The 21,062-nt window shown below is 68.5% G+C and carries 20 protein-coding genes and 1 tRNA gene; 9 read left to right on the forward strand and 12 right to left on the reverse strand.

The genetic code is table 11. The features are described 5' to 3' along the window. Positions 1 to 24: 24 nt before the first annotated feature. On the forward strand, positions 25 to 333 hold the full coding sequence (locus C471_RS12010) for a DUF7853 family protein (protein ID WP_004049421.1): 309 nt from the start codon (positions 25 to 27) through the stop codon (positions 331 to 333). A 19-nt stretch (positions 334 to 352) separates the two neighbouring features. Here the strand turns inward: C471_RS12010 and C471_RS12015 are convergent, their stop codons facing one another. The 4 genes from C471_RS12015 to C471_RS12030 all read right to left on the reverse strand — a co-directional run bounded on the left by C471_RS12015 (position 353) and on the right by C471_RS12030 (position 4,795). Further along, positions 353 to 2,575 (reverse strand): heterodisulfide reductase-related iron-sulfur binding cluster, encoded by a 2,223-nt coding sequence (locus C471_RS12015; RefSeq protein WP_004049423.1) that lies wholly within the window; start codon positions 2,573 to 2,575, stop codon positions 353 to 355. A gap of 100 nt (positions 2,576 to 2,675) precedes the next feature. Then, a complete protein-coding gene (locus tag C471_RS12020) occupies positions 2,676 to 3,392 on the reverse strand; it encodes an energy-coupling factor transporter transmembrane component T family protein (protein WP_004049430.1) in 717 nt (238 codons plus the stop codon). Beyond that, positions 3,389 to 4,183 (reverse strand): energy-coupling factor ABC transporter ATP-binding protein, encoded by a 795-nt coding sequence (locus tag C471_RS12025; protein ID WP_004049433.1) that lies wholly within the window; start codon positions 4,181 to 4,183, stop codon positions 3,389 to 3,391. The genes C471_RS12020 and C471_RS12025 overlap by 4 nt, the downstream gene beginning before the upstream one ends. 30 nt (positions 4,184 to 4,213) lie before the next feature. Next, positions 4,214 to 4,795, reverse strand: a complete 582-nt coding sequence (locus tag C471_RS12030; protein ID WP_004049434.1) for a biotin transporter BioY — start codon at positions 4,793 to 4,795, stop codon at positions 4,214 to 4,216. Between the two features lie 153 nt (positions 4,796 to 4,948). On the opposite strand from C471_RS12030, the gene C471_RS12035 reads away from it, so the two are divergent. Next, positions 4,949 to 5,605, forward strand: a complete 657-nt coding sequence (locus tag C471_RS12035; RefSeq protein WP_004049436.1) for a hypothetical protein — start codon at positions 4,949 to 4,951, stop codon at positions 5,603 to 5,605. 494 nt (positions 5,606 to 6,099) lie between these two features. Here C471_RS12035 and C471_RS12040 read toward each other — a convergent pair whose 3' ends face one another. Together C471_RS12040 and C471_RS12045 are read right to left on the reverse strand one after the other, a co-directional pair. Then, positions 6,100 to 7,494 carry a signal recognition particle protein Srp54 gene (locus C471_RS12040; RefSeq protein ID WP_004049439.1) on the reverse strand — a complete coding sequence of 465 codons (1,395 nt, stop codon included), beginning with the start codon at positions 7,492 to 7,494 and terminating at the stop codon, positions 6,100 to 6,102. A gap of 396 nt (positions 7,495 to 7,890) precedes the next feature. Continuing rightward, a complete protein-coding gene (locus C471_RS12045) occupies positions 7,891 to 8,817 on the reverse strand; it encodes a pantoate kinase (RefSeq protein WP_004049441.1) in 927 nt (308 codons plus the stop codon). Between the two features lie 142 nt (positions 8,818 to 8,959). On the opposite strand from C471_RS12045, the gene C471_RS12050 reads away from it, so the two are divergent. The 3 genes from C471_RS12050 (at position 8,960) to C471_RS12060 (ending at position 11,167) form a co-directional block, all read left to right on the forward strand. Beyond that, positions 8,960 to 9,487, forward strand: coding sequence for a zinc ribbon domain-containing protein (locus C471_RS12050; protein WP_004049443.1), 528 nt, complete (start codon positions 8,960 to 8,962; stop codon positions 9,485 to 9,487). A 130-nt stretch (positions 9,488 to 9,617) separates the two neighbouring features. After that, on the forward strand, positions 9,618 to 10,115 hold the full coding sequence (locus C471_RS12055) for a FlaD/FlaE family flagellar protein (RefSeq protein ID WP_004049445.1): 498 nt from the start codon (positions 9,618 to 9,620) through the stop codon (positions 10,113 to 10,115). Then, positions 10,112 to 11,167: a hypothetical protein gene (locus C471_RS12060; protein WP_004049446.1), complete on the forward strand. Its 1,056-nt coding sequence runs from the start codon at positions 10,112 to 10,114 to the stop codon at positions 11,165 to 11,167. Before C471_RS12055 ends, C471_RS12060 begins: the two co-directional genes overlap by 4 nt. A 25-nt stretch (positions 11,168 to 11,192) precedes the next feature. On the opposite strand, the gene C471_RS12065 is transcribed toward C471_RS12060, so the two are convergent. Both C471_RS12065 and C471_RS12070 read right to left on the reverse strand, forming a co-directional pair. Further along, the gene (locus tag C471_RS12065) at positions 11,193 to 11,663 is read right to left on the reverse strand and encodes a hypothetical protein (RefSeq protein ID WP_004049447.1); all 471 of its coding nucleotides are present in this window, start codon (positions 11,661 to 11,663) and stop codon (positions 11,193 to 11,195) included. Positions 11,664 to 11,808: 145 nt separating this feature from the next. Further along, a tRNA-Gln gene (locus C471_RS12070) sits at positions 11,809 to 11,959 on the reverse strand. Between the two features lie 123 nt (positions 11,960 to 12,082). On the opposite strand from C471_RS12070, the gene C471_RS12075 reads away from it, so the two are divergent. Further along, a complete protein-coding gene (locus C471_RS12075; RefSeq protein WP_004049449.1) occupies positions 12,083 to 12,985 on the forward strand; it encodes an NAD-dependent epimerase/dehydratase family protein in 903 nt (300 codons plus the stop codon). A gap of 36 nt (positions 12,986 to 13,021) precedes the next feature. On the opposite strand, the gene C471_RS12080 is transcribed toward C471_RS12075, so the two are convergent. The 4 genes from C471_RS12080 to C471_RS12095 form a co-directional block, all read right to left on the reverse strand. Beyond that, complete coding sequence (locus C471_RS12080; protein WP_049909351.1) at positions 13,022 to 14,296, reverse strand: DUF5305 domain-containing protein; 1,275 nt, start codon at positions 14,294 to 14,296, stop codon at positions 13,022 to 13,024. A gap of 4 nt (positions 14,297 to 14,300) precedes the next feature. Continuing rightward, on the reverse strand, positions 14,301 to 15,464 hold the full coding sequence (locus tag C471_RS12085; protein WP_004049451.1) for a signal peptidase I: 1,164 nt from the start codon (positions 15,462 to 15,464) through the stop codon (positions 14,301 to 14,303). Between the two features lie 151 nt (positions 15,465 to 15,615). Then, positions 15,616 to 16,521 (reverse strand): hypothetical protein, encoded by a 906-nt coding sequence (locus C471_RS12090; protein ID WP_004049452.1) that lies wholly within the window; start codon positions 16,519 to 16,521, stop codon positions 15,616 to 15,618. A 48-nt stretch (positions 16,522 to 16,569) separates the two neighbouring features. Continuing rightward, positions 16,570 to 18,126, reverse strand: a complete 1,557-nt coding sequence (locus C471_RS12095) for a DUF1102 domain-containing protein (protein ID WP_004049453.1) — start codon at positions 18,124 to 18,126, stop codon at positions 16,570 to 16,572. Between the two features lie 380 nt (positions 18,127 to 18,506). Here C471_RS12095 and C471_RS12100 point away from each other — a divergent pair, with 380 nt between their 5' ends. The 3 genes from C471_RS12100 (at position 18,507) to C471_RS17195 (ending at position 20,953) form a co-directional block, all read left to right on the forward strand. Next, positions 18,507 to 19,088, forward strand: a complete 582-nt coding sequence (locus tag C471_RS12100) for a DUF7344 domain-containing protein (RefSeq protein WP_004049454.1) — start codon at positions 18,507 to 18,509, stop codon at positions 19,086 to 19,088. 112 nt (positions 19,089 to 19,200) lie between these two features. Beyond that, positions 19,201 to 20,091 (forward strand): hypothetical protein, encoded by an 891-nt coding sequence (locus C471_RS12105; RefSeq protein ID WP_004049455.1) that lies wholly within the window; start codon positions 19,201 to 19,203, stop codon positions 20,089 to 20,091. Between the two features lie 298 nt (positions 20,092 to 20,389). Beyond that, positions 20,390 to 20,953 carry a hypothetical protein gene (locus C471_RS17195; protein WP_160163150.1) on the forward strand — a complete coding sequence of 188 codons (564 nt, stop codon included), beginning with the start codon at positions 20,390 to 20,392 and terminating at the stop codon, positions 20,951 to 20,953. The last annotated feature ends 109 nt before the right edge of the window (positions 20,954 to 21,062 follow it).

Below are 21,062 nucleotides of genomic sequence, written 5' to 3' on the forward strand. Positions count from 1 at the left end.
ACCCTCCGTGCGAAGACCCGGACGATGGCCCCACCGACGACCGGGGACTCGATCACGCTCTCGCTGTCGCACGAGGAGGCGTGGGTCGCCCACGCCGCGCTCCTCGACGCGGGCGAGGCCGCCGTCGACGCCGGTGACGACGCCCCCGAACAGTGCCGACCGATCCGTCGCATCGAGCGCGGCCGCCCGCTCGCGCCCCGCGACGCCGTCCTCCTCCGCGACGCCCTGGTCGATTACCTCGGCGACGCGCCCGTGCGCGACCGGGCGCCGGGGCGGGCGCTGCTGGGTCGGATCGACGACGCGGTCGAGTCGCGGTCGCCGTCGTCTCCCTGAGACGCGGGCCGCGGCGCGACTACGGGACCGTCCCGACCGATTCCGCCTCTCCCGTCCCCGCTTCCACCGCCTCGATCAGGAGTTCGGCGACGTCGACGATCTCCACGTCCTCCTCGAAGTCCCCCGTCTTCCGCCCGTCCTCGAACATCGTCGTGCACATCGGGCAGGCGACGACGAACTTCTCGATCGCCGACCCCGCGTCGGTGTCCTCGACAGCCTCGCGGAGGCGCTCTTCGCTCGGCTTCACGTCCTCGTCGTGTTCGGTCCACAGCCCGCCGCCGCCCCCGCCACAGCAGAACGAGTCCTCGCGCGAGCGCGGCATCTCGTAGAGGTCGGCGCCGGTCGCGGAGATTAGCTCGCGGGGCGCCTCGTACTCGTCGTTGTACCGGCCGAGGTGACACGGGTCGTGGTAAGTGACGGTGTAGTCGAGCTCGTCGCCGGAGAGGTTCAGCCGTCCGTCCGCCACCAGCTCCTCGACCACCTGCGTCCAGTGGAACACGTCGATCTCCCCCTCCGGGTTCCACGGCTCCTCGCGGTCGAACGGCATCATCGGGTCGTCGGCGAACTCCGCGAAGTCGACCTCGGGGTACTCGTTTTCGATCGTGTTGTACGAGTGCGGGTCCGTACAGACGATCGAGTCGAACTCGCAGTCGGCGAACGTCTCGACGTGGTGACCGGCAAGTTCGAGGTAGAGGAACTCCTCGCCGATCCGGCGGATGTCGTTGCCGTCGGTCTTCTCGTCGTCGAAGAGAATCCCGAACGACACGTCGGCCTCGTCGAACAGCCGGGCCAGTGCCCGCGCGACCTTCCTGTTCCGGTCGTCGAAGCTCGGGTAGTCGCCGACGTACCAGAGGTACTCCACCTCGCGCTCGCGGGCGTCCGCGACCTCGATGTCGTCGAGGTTGTCCGCCCAGTCGCCGCGCGCCGACTGCGACTCGCCGAAGGCGTTCCCCTTCTGCATCACGTCCTGGAACACGTCTTGGAGGTTCGAGTCGACCGCCCCCTCGTCGACGAGCTGGCGGTTCATCTTGGTGAACGACGTGAGGTGTTCGATGTCGACGGGGCAGGCGTCCATGCAGGCCATACACGACATACAGGACTCCATCGACTCGCTCGCGATGACGCCTCCCTCGTCGGCGACGATGGGGACCGTCCCGCCGTCGTTGACGGCGCCGGAGTCGGTCACGCCGCCGTCCGTCGCGACCGACCTCCCGCCGCCTGCGCCCGCGACCGCGTCGTCGCTCACGGACTCGCGGTACGCCTTCAGGTCGAGGATTACGTCCCGCGGGTCGAGGTTCCGTCCCACCGTGTCGGCGGGGCAGGCGTCGGTACAGCGCCCGCACTTCGTGCAGGCGTCGCCGTCCAGCAGCTCCTTCCAGGTGAAGTCCTCCAACGACTCGGCGTTGGTGTGATCGAGGTCGGCGGGGATGTTCGGGAGCCGGGCGCCCGCCTTCTCGTCGCGGGCGACGACGTTCGCGAACGAGGAGATCATGTGGAACGGCTTCGCGTACGGGATCCACGCGATGAAGGCGAACGCGAGCAGCGAGTGGCTCCACCAGACGACGCCGTAGATCGCCTCGGCACCGCCGGCCGTCAGCCCGCCCCACCGGAACCCCGCGGCCATCGCCATGCCGATGAAGCTCACCGTCTCGTCGGCCCGCGCGGGCTGGCCGACGATGCCGAGCGCCTGCACGACGAAGCCGCCGACGCCGAGGAGGAAGAGCGTCCAGACGAACGCGTCGTCCTCCAGCGAGGTGTGTTTCCCCCACAGCCGCCCGTCGCGCTCGCGGTACCGGCGGTACATCGCCATGCCGACGCCGACGACGAACAGCAGGCCGAACGCGTCGACGACGAACTGGTAGGCTAAGTAGAACTCGCCCACCCAGAACGACTCGCCCGCGATCGGGCGGTACACGTCGATGTCGAACCCGAGGATGGTCGTCGCGACGAGCAGCGTGAGGAAGCCCCACAGCACGAACGTGTGCATCACGCCGGCGTACAGGTCGCGGTCGAACTGGTTCTCGTTCGAGAGCACCGTCTTGGTCGCCGCGACCGTCCGGGCGGGGAGGTCGGACAGCCGGTCGCGCGGGTCCTCGCTCCCGCGGGCGTACGCCGCGAACCGGGCGTACACCCCGTAGAGGAACACGAGGATCGCGACCGCGGCGAGCCAGTAGAACGCGGCCTTCCCGACCGGACCGATCGTCCAGAACGTCTCCCGGGTGGCCGCCTGCAAGGGGATCATGATCGATCAGGCGGATACGGTCGGGTTAAAACTTGCCACAACGCTGGGCGTGTCGCCCGGCGTTTCCGGACGGTTACGCGGTGTCCCCCCGTCCCGGTGGCTACACGATGGTCATCGCGACCGCCGCCGCCAACAGCCCCGCGCCGACCGCGAGCGCCGGGTAGTCCGCGGGGCCGAACGCCAACCGCGGGAGCGTCGGGTTCCACGCGAAACACCGGGCGTTCAGCGCGGTCCCCAACCGGTCGGCGCGCCCGAACGCCCGATTGATGCCCGCGACGGCGACGAGGCGCATGCGCTCGCGGACGGGAAGCGTACCGCCGCCGCGCGATCGGACCGCCTCGCGGGCCGTCAACAGGTCCCGCTTTAGGAGGGGGAGGAACCGGAACACGAGCGCGACGCCGGTGCCGAGGAACTGTCCGGGCTTGCCCGGCACCGCGCGCTGGACCGCCGCTCGCGAGTCCCGGACCGGCGTCGACCTGACGTAACCTGCGGCGACGACGAGAATGAGGAGGACGCGGTAGCTCGCGAGCCCCGTGGTCGCGGCGCGCTCGACTCGGAACCACGGCGCGCCGAGCGTCGCGCCGGCGACGAGGGGGGCGACGAGGAGCACCGGGAACGCGGCCCGGTAGGTCCACAGGTCGCGGGGGCCGCCGCCGGCGAGCCACAGGCAGGCGACGGCCAGGAAGGTGAGCGCGGCGAGCCCGCGAGGCGTCGTGTACGCGTACGCGGCCGCCGCGAACCCGACCTGCACGAGGAGCTTCGACCGGGGGTCGAGCCGGTGGGCGAGCGAGTCGCCGGGGACGTACGAGAGGGTCACGGATCGTCGGTCTCGCCGGCGGCGGGGGCGTCCGCGGGTCGATCGTCGAACGCGGCCGGCACCCGCACGTCCAGCTCCGGTAGCTCCTCGGCCGCCTCCCGCGGCGCGGCGTCGACGGCGACCCGTCCCGCCGACAGCCCCACCACCCGGTCCGCGAGCCCGAGCACGTCGCGGAGGTCGTGGGTGACGACGATCACGCTCGTCCCGGCCGCGCGGAGCGCCCGAAGCCGGTCGAGCACCGACCGCCGAGCCGGCTCGTCGAGCCCGGTGAACGGCTCGTCCAAGACGAGGTGGTCGGGCTCCATCGCGAGCGCCCCCGCGATCGCGACGCGCTCGCGCTCGCCCCCGGAGAGGCTCGCGATCCGCTCGTCCTCGCGCCCGGCCATGTTCACCGCCGCGAGCGCGTCGGCGACCCGTCGGTCGATCTCGGCGTGAGAGCACCCGAGGTTCTCCGGGCCGAACGCCACGTCGGCGCCGACGGTGGCGGCGACCAGCTGGTCGCGGGGGTCCTGAAACACCATCCCGACCGCCGAGCGCGCGGCGACGAGATCGTCGCTCACGGGGGCCCCGTTCACCGAGACCGTCCCGGCGTCGGGCTCGACGAGCCCGTTGAACGTCCTGACGAGCGTCGTCTTCCCGGAGCCGTTCGCGCCGGCGACGATCAGGAACTCGCCGTCGGGGACCGAGAGGGTCACGTCGTCGACGGCGACGAGGCCGCCACCGTCGTCCGCGTCGCTCCCGCCGCTCCCGGGTCGGCCGTACCGACAGGTGACGCCGGTGGCGTCGATCACGGTCTCGCCTCGTGCGCGTTCACGACGGCCTCACGCGGCCGCGACCGCGTCGGACCGCACGATGCCGACCGCGGCGGCGACCTTCAGCGCCTCCGCGGGGAGGAACGCGACCGCGCCGACGGTCACCGCCTCGACGGGACCGAGCGAGAGGACGTACGCAAGCCCGGCGACGCCGAGCGCGTAGATGACGACGGTTCCGAGGACCATCGCCCCGACGAGCGTCGGGACGCCGACCGTATCGAGGTCGCGGAGGCTCGCGCCGCGGTGGACGACCGCGCCGACGACCGCCGCGGCCAGCGGGTACGACCAGAGGTAGCCCGCGGACTGGCCGACGAGCGATCCCACGCCGGCGGAGCCGCCCTCGAACACCGGCGCGCCGACCGCGCCGGCCACGAGATAGAGGACGAGCGACGCGCCCCCCCACACCGGGCCGAGGTAGATCCCGGCGAGGAACACGCCGAGCACCTGCAGCGTCACCGAGACGGGCGAGACGGGATTCGGGAACGTCACGTACGCGAACGCGCCGACGAGCGCGGCGAACAGCGCCGCGCGGGCGAGGTTCGTCGCGGCCTCGTCGCCGACGAGATCCACCGACTCCGTGCTGGTTGCCATGTCTCCGACACCATCGTAAACCGACTTGAAAGTACTGGTTGACGACACAGTCGGTCTCCGGTTCTCTCCGGAAGCCCTCCCCACTCTATCCCGCCGGAGGCCGCCTAGACCGTACGCGAGGCTTATTTACCGCCGGCGCGTATCCCCCCGTCCATGGACGAGAAGACCTCCGATCTCCGCGACATCTTCGTCGAGACCACCGGGTCCGAGACGGTCACCGAGCGGCAGGCGGAGTCGCGCGGGACGCTCACCGACCGCGACGAGGCGGCGGTCGACGAGCGGGTCCGAGAGCTCGTCGCCGCGATGCGCGAGCGGTACGACTTCTCGACCGACCTCGACGACGCGACGTACGCTCGGATCGCCCGCGCGCGCTTCGAGGAAGACGACGACGAGGCGATCGCGTCCGCGCTCGTCGAGGAGCGCGAGGAGGGTGGAAATGGAGAGGAAACCCCGCCCGTCGTCGACCCCGCGGCCGTCCGCGACGCCCGGCTCGACCTCCACCTCGTCCGCGAGGTCGACCGCGACGTCGACGACGCCTCGTTCGAGTACGACGACCTGAAGCAGCTGACCGCGGAGGGGCGCTCGATCCCCGAGTGCGCCGACGCCCTCGACGCCGACCCCGACGTCGTCGCGAAGCACGCCCGCGTCGCCCGTGTGGACCTGACTTCCACCCGCGCGAACGACCGGTTCCGCGACGAGTTCCGCGACCTCCTCACCGACGCCGAGATCGAGGGCTCGCACGCCGAGACCGCCCGCGACGACGGGCTCGAAGAGGCGACCGAAGACATGGAGACGGACGTCTCTTTATAAGCGATTGCGGTGGCGCGTGCCGCCGAGCGCCCGCAGGGCGCGAGGTGCACGCGCGAGGGAGTCGCTGGCGCCGCCGGCGCCAGCGACGAGGCTGGGGAGGCGTGAGGCTGCGGTCCCGCGAGCGGAGCGAGCGGGAGCACGGAAGTCGCAGCGCTGAGCGCAGCGAGGCGGTCGTCTTCCGGCGGTTGCTGTGCGGAATGGGTGGGGCTCAAAGGGGCAGCCGCGTCGACGAAGCACGACGACGTAAGCCGCGTGGCGCGTAGCGCCACGGGCAGCCGGCGGCAAAGCCGCCGGCGACACCGAAAGGAGCGAGTGAAACGAGCGACTGAGGAGCGCAACGAGTCGCGCGAGTCGACGCAGCTGGGGCTTTGGCGGTGTTCACCGTCGACCCTCCGTCGACTGCTTATAAGCGAGCGGTTGGGGCGTTAGAAGCGTCCCTCGTTGATCCGCCGTCAGTAACGCCCGTTGATAAGTAACCACCCGCGATCGACGCTTCAGAACGGCCCCTTCCCGCCGCCCATCATGTCGCCGAGGCCGCCGCCGTCGCCGCCGCCCATCTTCTTCATCATGCGCTGCATGTCGCCTTCGCCCATCCCCTGGAACTGGCTGATCGTCTGCTCCATCATCGAGTGCTGTTCGAGCAGCTGCTGGACCGTCTCCTCGTCGGTGCCGGAGCCGCGCGCGATCCGCTCCGTGCGCGACTGGCCGACGACGCGGGGGTTCTCCAGCTCCTCCTCGGTCATCGAGTCCATGATGCGCTCGAAGCGGCGCATCCGGTCTTGGGTCACGTCCATCGCGTCGTCCGGGAGCTGGTCCATCATCCCGCCGCCCATGCCGGGGATCATGTCCATCACCTGATCTAAGGGGCCCATCCGGTTCATCGCGTCCATCTGCTTTTTCATGTCCTTCAGGGTGAACTCGCCCTGCAGCATGTCCTCGGGGTCCCAGTCCTCGTCCTCCTCCTGGGCCTCCTCCATGGCGCGCTCGACGCGCTCGGAGAGCTGCTTGAGGTCGCCCATCCCGAGCAGCCGGGAGATGAACCCGGAGGGCTCGAACCGCTCGATGTCCTGGACCGTCTCGCCGGTCCCGAGGAACGCGATGGAGGAGTCGGTCTCGTTGACCGCCGTCAGCGCGCCACCGCCCTTCGCGGTCCCGTCGAGCTTGGTGATCATCACGCCCTCGATGCCGATCGACTCCTCGAACTGGCGGGCCTGATCCTTCGCGCCCTGCCCGATCGCGGCGTCTAACACGAGGAGCGAGCGGTCGGGGTCGACCGCCTGCTCGATCTCCTCGATCTCCGCGATGAGGTCGTCTTCGAGCGCGTGGCGACCGGCCGTGTCAACGATGTGCACGTCGGCGTCTTCGGTCTCCTCGAGGCCCGTCCGCGCGATGTCGACCGGATCGTCGTTGTCGGGGTTCCCGTAGAAGTCGACCTCAGCGCGCTCGCACATCTCCTTGGCCTGGTCGTACGCGCCGGGCCGGAAGGTGTCCGTCTGGATGACGGCGGGGCGGAGCCCCTTCTTCGAGAACCACCAGGCCATCTTGGCCGCGGAGGTGGTCTTCCCGGACCCCTGCAGGCCGGCCAGCAGGATCGTCTGGTTCTCCAGGGGAAGCTCCGTGGAGTCGCCGACCAGATCGACCATCTCCTCGTAGACGATCTTGAGAACGTGGTCCTTCGCGGTCGTACCGCCCGGCGGCTCCTCTTCGAGGGCGCGAGTCTTGATCGAGTCCGACAGCTCCATCACGAGGGAGACGTCGACGTCGGCGGAGAGGAGCGAGCGCTGGATCTCTTTGACGATCTCCTCGACGTCGCTCTCGGAGAGTCGGGACTTCCCCTGGAGCTTGTCGAGGCTGCTCCGGAGGGACGTACCGAGGTCGTCGAGTACCATTTGCCGGAGATAGGCGGTCGACGCGGTAAAGCTTTGTTCGTCGCCGGGCGCGGAGTACGACGTGATCGGAAACCGTGGATCGGCGGTGAAGGTCTCCAACGGCCCGCCGTGAGGCCCACCCCACCCGCAACCGCAGCCTCAGACCTCCCCAGCCTCGTCGGTCGCCCTCCGCGTTGCTCCGGGCGACCGACTCCAGCGAGGGACCAGAGGTCCCTCTGGCAGCCGGCGCTACNCCCCAGCCTCGTCGGTCGCCCTCCGCGTTGCTCCGGGCGACCGACTCCAGCGAGGGACCAGAGGTCCCTCTGGCAGCCGGCGCTACGCGCCGGCGACCTCGCACGCGCTGACTCGCGGCCGCCGAAGGCGTCCGCTCGCAGGCGCGCGCCACCGCACAAGATCTCATCGCTCGACGAGTCGCGCGCCCGCGGCGTCGATCCGACAGACTTCGGGGTCGTAGCCCGCGTCGGAGAGCCCGGTCCCGAGCGCGAAGACGGTGCGGCCGAGCATCGCCATGGCTGCGCCGTGATCGTCCCCGTCGCTCCCGGAGTCGTCTCCGGACTTCTCGACCGCCGCGATCGCTTCCGCGACCTCGGGAACGAGGAGGTCCGCATCGCGGGCGAACCCGCGGGCCGCGTCCATCAGCGTCGGGAGTCGGGGGTCCTCGCGAAGCCGGGCGAGCGCGTCCTCACCGGCTGCGGAGAGGGCAGCGGTGTCGCCGCCCAGCACCTCCTCGGTCGACAGCTCGCCGAACGTGACGTACTCGACCCGCGCTGTGGCGGGAATCCCGTCGAGGTCGCCGACTCCCGGCGCACCGGGCTCCAGTCGGATCGGGACCCCGCCGCGCGCCTGCGCGACCACGTCGCCGAGCCCGGTCCCCCGTCCCACCTCCGACTCGTGGGCGATCCGGACCAGTTCGTTCTCGGATCGCCCCCGGTCGAACGCCGCGTTCGCGGCGAGCGCGGCGCCGAGCGCCGCGGCGCCCGAGACCCCGAAGCCGGCGCCGATCGGGAGGTCAGTCTCGACGGCGACCTCGATCGTCCGCCCGTCGCCCGCTCCGCGAACGCCCAACTCCGCGAGTACGTCTTCGACCGCGCCGATCGTCCCCGGCTCGCCGTCGATAGTGCGCGGTCCGACCGGCTCGGTGGGCTGGCCCGGCGCGACGCTCGCACCCGCTTCGTCCGCCGCCGACACGCGAACCGTCACCCCGTCGGTGAGCGTCACCCCGGCGCCGCGCGAGCCGGCGGCCGCGGGGCGCTCGGCCGGGTGCGCGCTGAAGAACGCGGTGACGTGACCGGGAACGAACGCGGTCGCCCGCTGCCTGCTCATGGCGAGTCGGAGGGGTGGCCGTCGATTAACGGTTGTTATCCGCGTCGGCGAGCCGCCGCCGGCGCCGCGGAAACCGATCGCCTCCGCGGCCGGCGACGCCGACACCGCAGGCCTAAGTACCGGCCGATCGAACCGGCGAGATATGCGAGACCAGTTCCGCCCCCTGCTCGCCGCGGTGCTGGCGATGGCGCTGCCGGGCCTCGGTCACCTCACCCTGCGCCGATGGGGGCGGGCGCTGCTGTGGCACCTGACTATCGTCGGCGGCGGCGTGGCGCTGTTCGCCCTCTACGACGTCCCCGTCGAACCGACGGTCTCGGTGACGGAGGCCGCCGAGACGGCCGCGGCGCTCCCGACGGACGTGACCCTCCCGATCGTCGTCTTATACGCCCTCTCCGCGGTCGACGCCTACCTCGTCGGCCGAGCTGACATCGCCGAGCGCCGGCGCGCCGACGCGACGGCCGAGGCGATCCGCCGCCGCACCGCGAGCGACGACACCGAAGCGATCGACGAGCCCTCCGGCGCGAACTTTCGGTCCTCGGACCCGGCCGTCGCCGAGGGCGACGCGAGACCGGCGGAAGTCGAGTGCCCGCACTGCGGCAAGGAGACCGACGCCGATCTCGACTTCTGTCACTGGTGTACCGAGCCGCTCCCGTGGGCTGACGAGGAGTAATCACGGACGGACGAGGCGTCGTCGTCCGAAACTTCGGCCGCGGTAGTTTCTCATTTCTGAGAACTGCGTGGCAACTATCATATATTCGGCCCGGGAGACTCTCAGTACGGACGCGAACGACGGACGGAATATGAGTCTGAATCCACGGCAATACGACGTACGGGAGCTGCGCCGGATCGCGGACGCACCGCGGGACGGCGCCGACGAGGCGCCTCGGGAGCGGTCGCTTCGTCAGCCGAACCGGAACCGAGCGGAGCAGGCCGCCCGCTCGGCCGCGTTCACCGAACTGCTCCAGCGTCAGCGGGGGCTGCGGCTGTCCGGCGACGGAGATCGGTCCGACGCCGGCGATCGGCCGTATCTGACGGCGATCCCGGCCTCGCCGGAGGCGGAACACGAGATCGGCGAGTGGCTCGGCTACCTCGTCGACGTGGGCGGCCACGTGCGGAGCCGGGACGCGCTGTCGTACTACGCCGAGCTCGGCTGGGTCGACGACGACGCGGTCGAGGCCCTCCGGCGCCGGTTAGCGGGGTTCGACGCCCCGCGATACGACCGGCCGTTCACCCCCGCGGACCATCGGATCAGCCTCGTCTCCATCGTCCGGATCGCTTCGTGTGCGAGTGAATCATGAGCGACGACGACGAATCCACGGACATCAACAGTACAGACGGCCCCGCGGCGGTCGGCGTGAAACTCGGCAGCACCCGGACGGTGCTCGACCTCCCCGACGGACGGGGCGGTCGCGAGCGACACTCGACGCTGACGTGTCTGGCGACCTACGAGGACGCCATCACGGGCGAGGAGAAGGTCCTGTTCGGTCACGAGGCCGCGATCGAGTACCCCGACACGGTGCGGTTCATGCTCCGATCGGGGCTTCCCGAGGACGACGAGAGCGTCGCCGACGCCGAGCGCTTCTTCGAGGCGCTCGTGGACGCCCACGACGTGCCCGAGGACAGCGCGGTCGTCTACGCGGTCCCCACCATCGACAACGAGGCGGGCGTCAACAACCTCAAGTCGGTGATCGAGGGCTCCTCCATCGGGGGGGTCGAGACGCGGAGCTACCCCGAGTCGCTGTGCGGGGCGATCCCCGCCTACGGCGACGATCTGTCCGCCATCGACGAGGTGTTCGTCTCCATCAACATGGGGTCGACGACGCTGGAGGCGTGCGCCTACCGGCGCGGCGAGCAGCTCTCGCCGTTCTCGACCGGCTCGGTGACGGGCAACGAGGTCGACCGCCGGATCGTCGCCGCCGTCGAGGAGGAGAGCCAGGGACGCGTCCACATCGACCGGACGACCGCCCGGGAGTACAAGGAGGAGCACGCCGACGTGTACGACTTCGAGCCGTTCACGGACGTGATCCAGCAGCCCGGCGGCGGGAGCCACGAGTTCACCGTCGACCGCGGCGTCCGCGAGCCGGTCGACCGGTACATCGACGAGGCGGTCGATGTCGTCGCCAACGAGTTCCTCCCCGAGCTCGCGAACGACCACATGAAACCCTACCAGCTCGCCTTAGGCCGCCCCATCGCGGCGACCGGCGGGATGGCCTGTATCCCCGGGCTCACCGAGGAGTTCGAGAAGCGGCTCTCGGCGGAGCTCGACCGCGACGTCGAGGTCGTCTCCCCCGACGACCCCGCGACCGCCGCGGCCGAGGGCGCCGGTCGGATCGCCGAGCGCCTGATCTGAGCGGGCTGCTCTTCCCTCGCGACTTTCAAACCTCGAACAGCCGATCGGCGTCCTCCGCCTGCCGACGGTAGATCCCTCGCCCCTTCAGCCGCGGCACCTCGTGTCGGTACAGCGTCTCCGTCTCGCAGTCGTACACGATCGGGAACACGTTGGTCCGGCGGTTGGCGACCGTGTACGACCGCGCCGCGTCGACGACCGACCGCTCGGGGTCCGACACCGCGAAGACGACGTAGCCGAGCGGCGTCGTCGATCCCTGTCGACCGCCGACACGCTCGACGAGCACGTCCCGGAACGCGTCTGCGGTCACGGTGATGTCGTCGGGATCGGGATCCGGATCGTCGACGAGCGTCGCGAGCGCGACGCACTCGCCCACCGAGGAGTCCTCGTCGCAGGCCATCCACACCGGATCAAACCCCTCCGTGTACCTGTCCACCACCTCGAAGCCGTGTTTCCGCCGATTCTCGACGACTGCGTCGCGGTACTGGGTCGAGTCCATGCCGGCCCCACGAACTCCATGGTAAAAAATGACAGACATGGCGGAAGCCGGCGCGGGGACGAACGCGAACGGGACGGGAGGGCGCGTTCGGAAGGTTCGAACGCGCTGCGCGCACCCACCGCTCGGGGTGTTGCTCGCCGCAAAATAGTCCCGGGCGGATTCGAACCGCCGTCAATGGCTGACTTCGGGCACCCGACGGGCGTCTCCGACGAGACGGACCGTGATCGCGTCTTGGCCGCGAACGCGGACGGATTCCCTCCAAAGGCCATTATGATTGGCCACTACACCACGGGACTGCACTCGTCGGTTGCCCGCCCGCACTCAAGTAGGTTACTTTTCACTGACTCCTCATCGGTCACCGACTGCGACGCCCCCGGCGGATCGCCGGAGTGACGTGCGTCGATCGCCGACCCCCTCGCATGGCCACCATCCTCGTCACCGGCAGTTGCGGCGGCGTCGGAAGTTGGACGGTCGACCACTTCGCTGACGCCGGCCACGAGGTCGTCGGCGTCGACGTGCGAACGCCGCCGGGGACCCGGGAAAACGCCGATTTCAAGGCCGCGGACCTGACCGACTACGGCGAGACGAAACAGCTGATCGAGGCCGCCGATCCGGATGCCGTGGTGCACCTCGCGGCGATCCCGGACCCGGAGAGCCACGCCGGGTCGCGCGTCTTCGAGAACAACGTCGTCAGCACCTACAACGTCCTCGACGCCGCGGGCGGGGCCGGCGCCCGGATCGCGTGGGCGTCGAGCGAGAGCCTCTACGGCACCGTCTTCTCGGAAGAGGAGTGGCTCCCCGACGCGTTCCCGGTCGACGAGGAGACCCCGACCGAGCCCGAGGACCCCTACGGGCTCTCGAAGGTGGTCGGCGAGGAGATCGGGGCGCGGGTCGCTCGGCGGTACGACGTGTCCGTCGTCTCGCTGCGCGCGTCGTGGGTGACCTACCCCGGGGCGGACGACACCCGCACCGCGCGGGAGGGATTCGACCCGGCGACCGCCGAGCTGAGCGGGAACTGCTGGTCGTACGTCGACGTTCGCGACCTGATCGCGGCGATCGAGGCCGCGGTCGCTCCGGACGCCCCCGAACCGCCGATCGACGGCCACGAGGCCGTGCTCGTCGTCGCCGCGGAGAACTTCCTCGGCCGCGACACGGCCCCGACGATCGAGGCGGTCCACGGCGACCTCCCCGCCGACTGCGACATCGAGGGCGACGAGTCGGTCTTCGACTGCTCGAAGGCGAAGCGACTGCTCGGCTGGGAGCCGACACACTCCTGGCGCGAGGCGGAGGACGCGGACGCCGCGGGACCCGCGTTTCTGTAGCGGGGACGGGAGAACGAAGAGACGGGACAGAGCGAGTCAGTCCGTCTCGTCGGACGGGTCGGAATCGCCGGCGTCGGGGGCACGCCCGTCGGGGTCGCGACCGTCGGGCGTCGGTGCCGAACTCACGTCGGCGTCCACCCACGCCTTGTCGTCGGCTCCCTCACCGTCCTCGGCGGTCTCGGTGTCGTCGGTTCCCTCGCCGTCCTCGGCGGTCTCGGCGTCGTCGGCGGTCTCGACAGCGAGCCTCGGCGGCGTGTAGGTGTACACGAACTCGTCGGTCACGGCGTGGTACGCGTCGGTCGCCGGGTCCTCGACGACGCCGGTGTCGTTGTCGATCGCGAAGTCGACGAGGTCCCGGAGGGTGGACGCCTCGGCCTCGGGGCGCTCGTGGACCGACTCGGGGAGCCGGATCACGGTGATCCACTCCGCGAACTCGGAGCGGTCGTCACGGTACGAGAGGTACTCCCGCTCGGCCGGCGTGAGGGCGAGGTCGACCTCCCGGCGGGCGTAGGCCAGCCCGCCGGCTCCGGCGAGCCCCGCGAGGAGCAGCAGCGGCCCGCCAGCGGAGCGGAGGGGCCCGTAGCTCCGCTCGACGGTGACCGGCTCGGTCTGCTCCGTCGTGTCCGACTGCACGCCCGGCTCCGAGACGCTATACGTGTCGCCGCCGGGGGTGAGCGTCATCTCGATCGTCCGCGCGTACGAGGTCGGCTCGCCGTTGATCGTGCCCTCGACGGTCACGGCCGTCGCGACGAACGTCTCCGTCTCGCCGGGCGAGGCGCCGAGCTCCGACTCGATCTCGCTGGCCGTCGCGGCGACCTCGGAGCTGTTGAGCGCGAACGACGCGCTCGCCGTCTCGCCGGGCTCGACTCCCGAGACAGTCTCGGTCGTCAGCGTCTCCCGGTCGTCCCAGTAGACGGTTCCGCCCTCGCTGCCCACGTTCCGGATGACGAGCACCGACTCGAAGGAGACCTCGACGTCGCTCGCGGCGCCGGCCGCGTAGCTCGTCTGCACGTCGACGTCGAGCACGGGTGCGACCCGCGTGAAGTAGGTGTTCCGCCCGTCGAGCACCGTTCCGGTGTCGAACACGGAGTTCGGTTCCGTCACCTCGGCGGAGTGAACGTACTCCGTCTCGACGGTCAGCGACGAGACGGTCCGGGACTCGGTCTCCGTCCCCGGGTCCACGTGGGTCGTGTAAACGAGCCCACCTCCGACCGCCGCGGCGACGAGACAGACCGCGAGGATCACGGCGAACTGTGCGTTCAGTACCGCTCTGAGGCGGAGCCGGGTTTCGCTGGGAGAGTTCTGACTCATTCGGTTACCTGTAGATATGACGGAGGACGCGGCGGTACAGCGGCGGTTTTGCGCGCGATTCCCGAGAGCGTATCCGCGCGGGCTCACCCCGGAGCAACAGCACTCCGAGCCCCACGATGCCGCCGCCGAGGAGCCCGTTGATCGCGACGAGCGGAGCCCACGGGTGGACCCCGTACAGCTCGTCGATCACGCCAGGGGGTAACACGGCGAGATACCGGTGTTCGGCGACGAACAGGCGGTAGTACCCGGTCTCGTCGGGGGCCGTGAGCGTCACCGTCGTCGACGCCTGGCTCCGTCCGCCGACGGCGACTCGTTGGGGATCGACGTCGACGCCCGGGCTCTGCGGGGTGACGTACGCGTACACGGGGACCAGCCCGGCGTTGGGGACGACGTACTCCAGCTCCTGGCTCGTGCCCCGCTCGATGACGGTCGGATTTTCGGACTCGAACTCGGCGCTCACGACGCCGTACTCCTGGCTTCCGCCCGGCACGACCATCGCCGCGGTCGCGGTCGCCATCAACACTACCGCGAGCACGCCGACGATCGCGAACACCGAGGTGCCGTCGTCGCGGGAGCGGTCGCGCTCGCGCGTCTCGCGGCTCCCCCTGTCGAGGTACCAGTCGACGACGTACGCGACCCCCGAGAGCCCGAAGAGGATGTACGCGAGCCCCTGCGTGCCCTGCAGCGACCGCACCCCGAACGTGACTGCCAGCCACGTCTGGAGGGAGCCGAGCGCCGACTGGAACCCCATCGCGACGGTGCCGAGGTGCGGGATGACCACCACGCCCCCGCCGACCGTGAGCGCCTTCGCGACGATATCCGCCTCCTGGACGACGGGCTCGCCGCCGTCTTGGTCCGTGAACGGGTTGTTGTCCCCCCGCGTGATGTAGCCGCGTTCCGTCTCCTCGACGACGCGGTGGGTCGTCAGTCCGCCGCCCTCGATCTCTTGGGCGTCGAAGGTTACGACGTCGCCGACGCCGATCCCGCCGGCGAGCGGCGCGGGGATCGCGATAAACCCGTCGCCCGGATTGAGAACGGGCTGCATGCTCCCCGTCTCGACGTAGCTCAGAAGCACTGGCTGTCCGAGGTACTGCCCCACGACCAGTGAGGCGACGACGAGCAGGGCCGCGATCTGCAGCGTTATCGAGAGGGTGCGTTTGAGGGACATGAGTTACCGTCGATCGGGTATCCTCGCTCTCCGATCAGTTGCAACCCGAGAATGTCATCGATGCATTATAACATCATGGTTCGATGCATGCAGCGAAGCGGCGACAGTGGGAACTGCGACGAGGGGCGGAGAGGAGGTCTCGAAGGGGCGGTCACTCCTCGAACGCGCCCCCCGCGAGCAGGGCGAACGGCCCGATGAACGCGAGACAGAAGCCGAGTAGGTGGACGTACAGATTCACCACGCTTCCCGTCCCCGTCGGATCGCCGGGAAATCCCACGGTCGGGTATCCGACCGCCAGCGCGACGCCGACCGCGAACAGGTCGCCGTACCCCGTATTCGAGACCGCTACTCGGACCGTGTCTCGGAGGGCCTGCCGGATGCGGATCCCGGCGCTCGACGCGTACAGCAGTCCGAGCAGGAGCCCCGCGATCGCGGTCGCGAGGCCGGCGAGTCCGGGGCCGTCGAGGCTCCCCTCCGAGACCGGCAGCGCCAGCAGCGCCATCCAGCCGACGAGCAGGAAGAAGGCCGCGGGGAGCGCGCGGAGCGACGCCTCCGGAAAGAACCGCTCGCGGGCGTACACGCCGAGCAGGAGCGGGAGCAGGCCGGCGAGCGCCATGTTGATCCCGGAGAAGCCGAAGCCGATCGCGTTCCGGGGGACGGCGAGGTTCAGCGCCGACAGAATGACTGGGAAGGCGGCGAGGAACGTCGCGAGCGCGGCCATGAAGAACCGACGGTAACCGGCCAGCACCGCGAGCGCGTATCCGACGCCGGCGAGGACGCCGTATCCGGCGACGTTGCCCGCGAGGTGGTCGACATCGAGGTGGACGTAGTGGGCGGTGAAGGCTGTCCGAACCGTCGGATCGGTGTACGCGAACGCCAGCGACCGACGTGTCGACTCGGGGAGCGAGAAGACGGCACCGAGGACCGCTGGCACCGCAGCGAGCACGAGCAGGTCGACGAACCGGACCCGCGCGAGCAACTCGTGACGGAACCCGGCGTCGTCGGCGTCCCTTCCCGCCGCGGTCCCGTCGCTCCGCACGTTCGAGGAGGCCGTCACGCTTCGACCCTCACAGACCAGCGGTTAAGACCTGTCGCCGGGAACCGCTCACGACCGGGGCATTCGGCGGACGAGCGCGACCCCGGCGACGGCGAGCGCGACGAGCGCGAGCAGCCCCCCGAGATCGACGAGGTCGATGCCGCTCGGCTCTTCTGTCGGTCCATCGCCCGCGCTCCCGTCGGTGTCCGATTCTGTGCCGGTGTCCGACCCCGCGCCGGTGTCCGATCCCGTGCCGGTCTCGGCGTTGTCCCCGTCCCCGTCGTCGCCAGCCGGGTCCCCGACGAGCAGCGTCCCGGCGTCCGTGCCGGCGACCGCGAGGTCGTACTCGCCCGCGGTCTCGAACACGCCCGAGAGCGCGACGGTCGCCGTCTCGTTCGGCGCCAGCGCGACCGTCTCGTTCGCGACCGGCTCGCCGTCGGCGGTCAGCACCACCGTCTCTTCCCCCGCCGCGCCGCCGCCGTTCTCCACGGTCGCTCGGACGGTCGCCTCCCCGCCGGGGTCGATCGCCGGGGTGTCGAGGGTCGTATCGGTCACGTCGAAGCGAGGGACGCGCTCCGCGACCGCGAACGTGGAGAACTCCTCGGTCGTCGCCCGGAAGTGCACGCGGTCCTCGGGGAGCCCCATGAATCGGACCACGTCGTCGTCGGCGACCGCGACCGGCTTCTCCTCCCACTCCCCCGCGTCCGTCTGCCGGTAGATCGTCACGTTCTCGGGGTCGGTGTCGGTCGCGTTGAGATAGTCCGGGTCCGCGCTGAACCGGATCGTCATCGCGTCCACCGCTTCGGGCTCGAAGCCGTGCTCTACGGCGAGGTACGCCATCGACCGCGGGGACGTCGGCGCGTCCAGCGCGCCCCCGTCCTCGAAGGGTTCGGGGCTTCCGGACGCGTTCATCTCGACGCTCTCGGTCCGGACGCCCTCCAAGTCGAGCCGGTGGAGGGTGACGTTCTCCCCGTCGAGGTGCATCCCGTCCGCCTCGAACCGGACCGTGTCGTCGCGGTCGATGTCGCTCGCGGCGAACTCCCGACGGTCCGCGCTCGGCGCGGTGACCGTCGTGATCGGGCCCCGGTATCCGGTCGACGACGAGGTCGACGAGAGCGTTTCGGGCTCCGCGATCTCCGCGCGGATCGAGAACTCGTCGGCCCCGAGCCGCGTCCCGGCGACCTCGCCGCGCGCGTCGATCGCGAGCCCCACCGCGACCGTCTCGTTCGGGCCGAGGGTGACGTTGTTACCCTCGCCTTCGACCGAGTCGCCCCCGGCGACGAAGGTGACGTTCTCGCCCTCATGTTCGATCCACACGCGCGCGTACTCGTCGGCCGTGTACGTGACCGTGAACACGTCGTCCGCCGCCGCGAGCGAATCGGGATTGATCCCCTCGAAGTCGGGACCGAGGTTCGGATTCGACGCCGACACGTCGACGACGATCTCGTCGTCGTCGTTCAGGTAGGCGTAGTTCCCGTTCGGGCCGTCGGCCGGCTGGACCGCGAGGCGCTCTTCCGCGAAGGTGTCGGCGTCGCCGTCGATGACCGCCGCGCCCGTGGTGAAGATCAGCGAGCCCGCCGCTACGAGGAGGAGGGCGAGGATCAGTGTGCGGCGGGCGGTGAGCATACTGGTGCTACTGAGAGGCTACGTCCGATGGAACTTAATCATGCGGTGCCTGAAGTCGGTGAAAGGTGTCGTTGATAGCGGTGTGCGGAGTGAGATACCCAACGTCGTCCCGTCTCAAACGACGAGCACTCGGCACGCACTCACGGTAGTCTCAAGGCAGACCACTTCCGAATGAGATATCGCCATATATGACAGAAATGAATAACTATGGCCGACACCGTCCTAAGTCGAGACACAAAAATGTGTTTTATCAGGTCCCTTTCCCCGTAATACGCCGTTATAATCGGCTCGAAGAGGGTCGTGTATGAATTTATAGAAAGTTTAGATGAGTATCATAACCACGGGATTTATGTTGGCGTACTCATATTTGTCAGACAGAAATGGCGTCGGCACAGCAGATAGACGGGGGAGGGACAGAACCGGCGACGGAGGTGTCTGAAGACGAGCTGTTCGACGTGCTGGCGAACCAGCGGCGGCGGTTCGCGGTCCACCTGCTGAAGCGCGAGGAGGCGGACTCGGTCGCGATCGGCGACATGGCCGAGCAGATCGCGGCGTGGGAAAACGGGATCGACACGGCGGAGATCACGGGCAACGAGCGCAAGCGCGTGTACACCGCGCTCCAGCAGTCGCACCTGCCGAAGATGGACGACGCGGGCGTCGTAGAGTTCAACAAGGACCGCGGCGTCGTCGAGCCGACGCCCGCGCTGACGGACGTGGACGTGTATATGGACGTGGTCGAGGGGAGAGAGATACCGTGGAGCGACTACTACCTCGGGCTCTCCGGGGCCGCCGTCGCGCTCACCGGCGCGGTGTGGCTCGGCGCGTGGCCGTTCACGCTCTTGCCCGAGATGGCGTGGACGGTCGCGATCGTCGTCGCCTTCCTCTTCTCCGCGCTCACTCACAAGTACTACACCGCCGAGATGAAGGTGGGGAAGCCGGAAGAGCCACCCGAGCTCACGTGAACTCGCCGACGGCGTTGAGCTTCAGGCATCGCTTACTCGCCTTTCTGGGAGCCCATAACCTTAGGGACATAACCCGTTGGGTAACCCGAAGCGGTCCGCAGCCGCGTCCGACATGAAACGACGAAACCTCATACTGCTGCTCGGCGGGACGAGCTCCGGTGCGTTGAGCATTGGGACCGGCGCGTTCAGCAGCGCGCGGGCCGAGCGGGACGTGGCGGTGAACGTCGTCGACGACGACCAGGCGCTCGTGGGGTATCACGCGCCGAAGGCGCAGTCCGGAAGCGACGACACCGTGACGAACGGCGACCGGATCACGCTCGTCGAGATCCGGAACCGGTTCCACGAGACCCAGGAGATCTCGCTCGTCGGGGTGCAGATCGAGACGGGCCACGAGATCCTGACCGACTACGAGGTGGAGCGGACCCTTGACTCGGGGGCCGAGGAGTTCGAGCCCGTCGACGTCCCGATCGCAGAGGGGAGCACCGAGCCCGAGACGGTCGACGCCCCGGAGGACGGCTTCGGACCCGGCGGATACGAACGGATCACCGCCGAAGTCCGAGGGATTGATCCCGGCGAAACCGTCCCGATCGCGGTCACGGTGACCGTGAAGGGCGTCTCCGGGACCGGCGTCTCCGCACAGCTCTTCGGCGGCACGCGTGTGTTCAAGATCACGGGCGCCGAGAGCAGTAGTTCGGCCACCCAAGTGACCGGAGTGAAGTTCTCAGGCGACGGAAACCCGAAGATTCAGTCCGATAACGACGGAAGCATCTGTGCGTCCGCATACTTTTACGACGACAGCGGCAAACTCCAACAGACCGGTTTCCACACGGTTCAGTTTGGTGAGCCGTTACGAACGAAACACGAGTTCGGCACCGACGATAAGCACACGATCATCGGAATCGAAATCAAGGGAACTGACAAAGTGTACCCGAGTTCCAATGCGTCTAGCGGACAGAACGTAGTCACGGAGCCGGTCGACCGTGAAGGCGCGTTCGACTCGTAGACACGAGACCTCCGTTCCTTGTCGACCGTATTCGCTCGCTTTGTACCTCGCGGCGCGAAATCCGGATCAGGCGTAATTCTGGAGAAATCGATCCCATAGGTTACTTCTGCGTACTTCAGGACCATCCAGAACCGTTACAGACTAGTCCGGAAGCCCTTCTGCGTCGTCCTGACAGTTTTCTGCGAACTCATAACGATATGGGATACACCCCATGGGTGAAGTAGAGCGACCCCGGGTGACACGAGATGTCTCGTGTTCCCGGACGCAGGTCGCATGCGGTAACAGAGGTAGACCAACCATGGAACGACGCAAGTTCATCATCGGCGCAGGTGCATTGGCAACAGGGAGCTCGGCTGCAGTGGGTACTGGGGCACTTAGCTCACAGAGTTCCACACGTTCAGTTAGTGCTGCGGTAGTCAACGACAATAAGGGGTTGGTGGGACTGAACGTCGACGACAGTTCGCTGGAAAATACCGAGTACGCCTCGTATGAGGATGGACAGCTTACTCTGACTTTTGAGGGAGCTTCCAACAGTGGAGCGTTTTCATCAAGTGATGGACTCAATCCAGACTCAACGCTCTACTTTGATAATGTCTTCCAGATTCGAAACCAGGGCGAAGATACTCTTGCGATAGACATCGATAAGAGCGGGCTGGACAACCCAACTGCGTTCACATTTTACGGAGCATGGACTAACGGGAAAAATATGAATCGGGATAGTGATTGGAACGGCCAAGCTTCCGCTGGACATGGTGTTAATATCGGTGTCAAAATTGAAACGCCTGATAATGTCGACGCCAACTGGGAGACTGGAAATATTGTGATTAACGCTAACGATCCCAACGATCAAAATAACAACTGATAGTCTAACCTAGACTTCTATTTTTAGTGGTTTAATTCAACCACATGTAGTGTATCTGGCTATTTTATATGCATTCTACAGTTAGATGCTGGATATGCAAACCTCCTTC

Origin of the sequence: Halorubrum saccharovorum DSM 1137, assembly GCF_000337915.1 — an archaeon.
GTDB classification, from domain to species: Archaea; Halobacteriota; Halobacteria; order Halobacteriales; family Haloferacaceae; genus Halorubrum; species Halorubrum saccharovorum.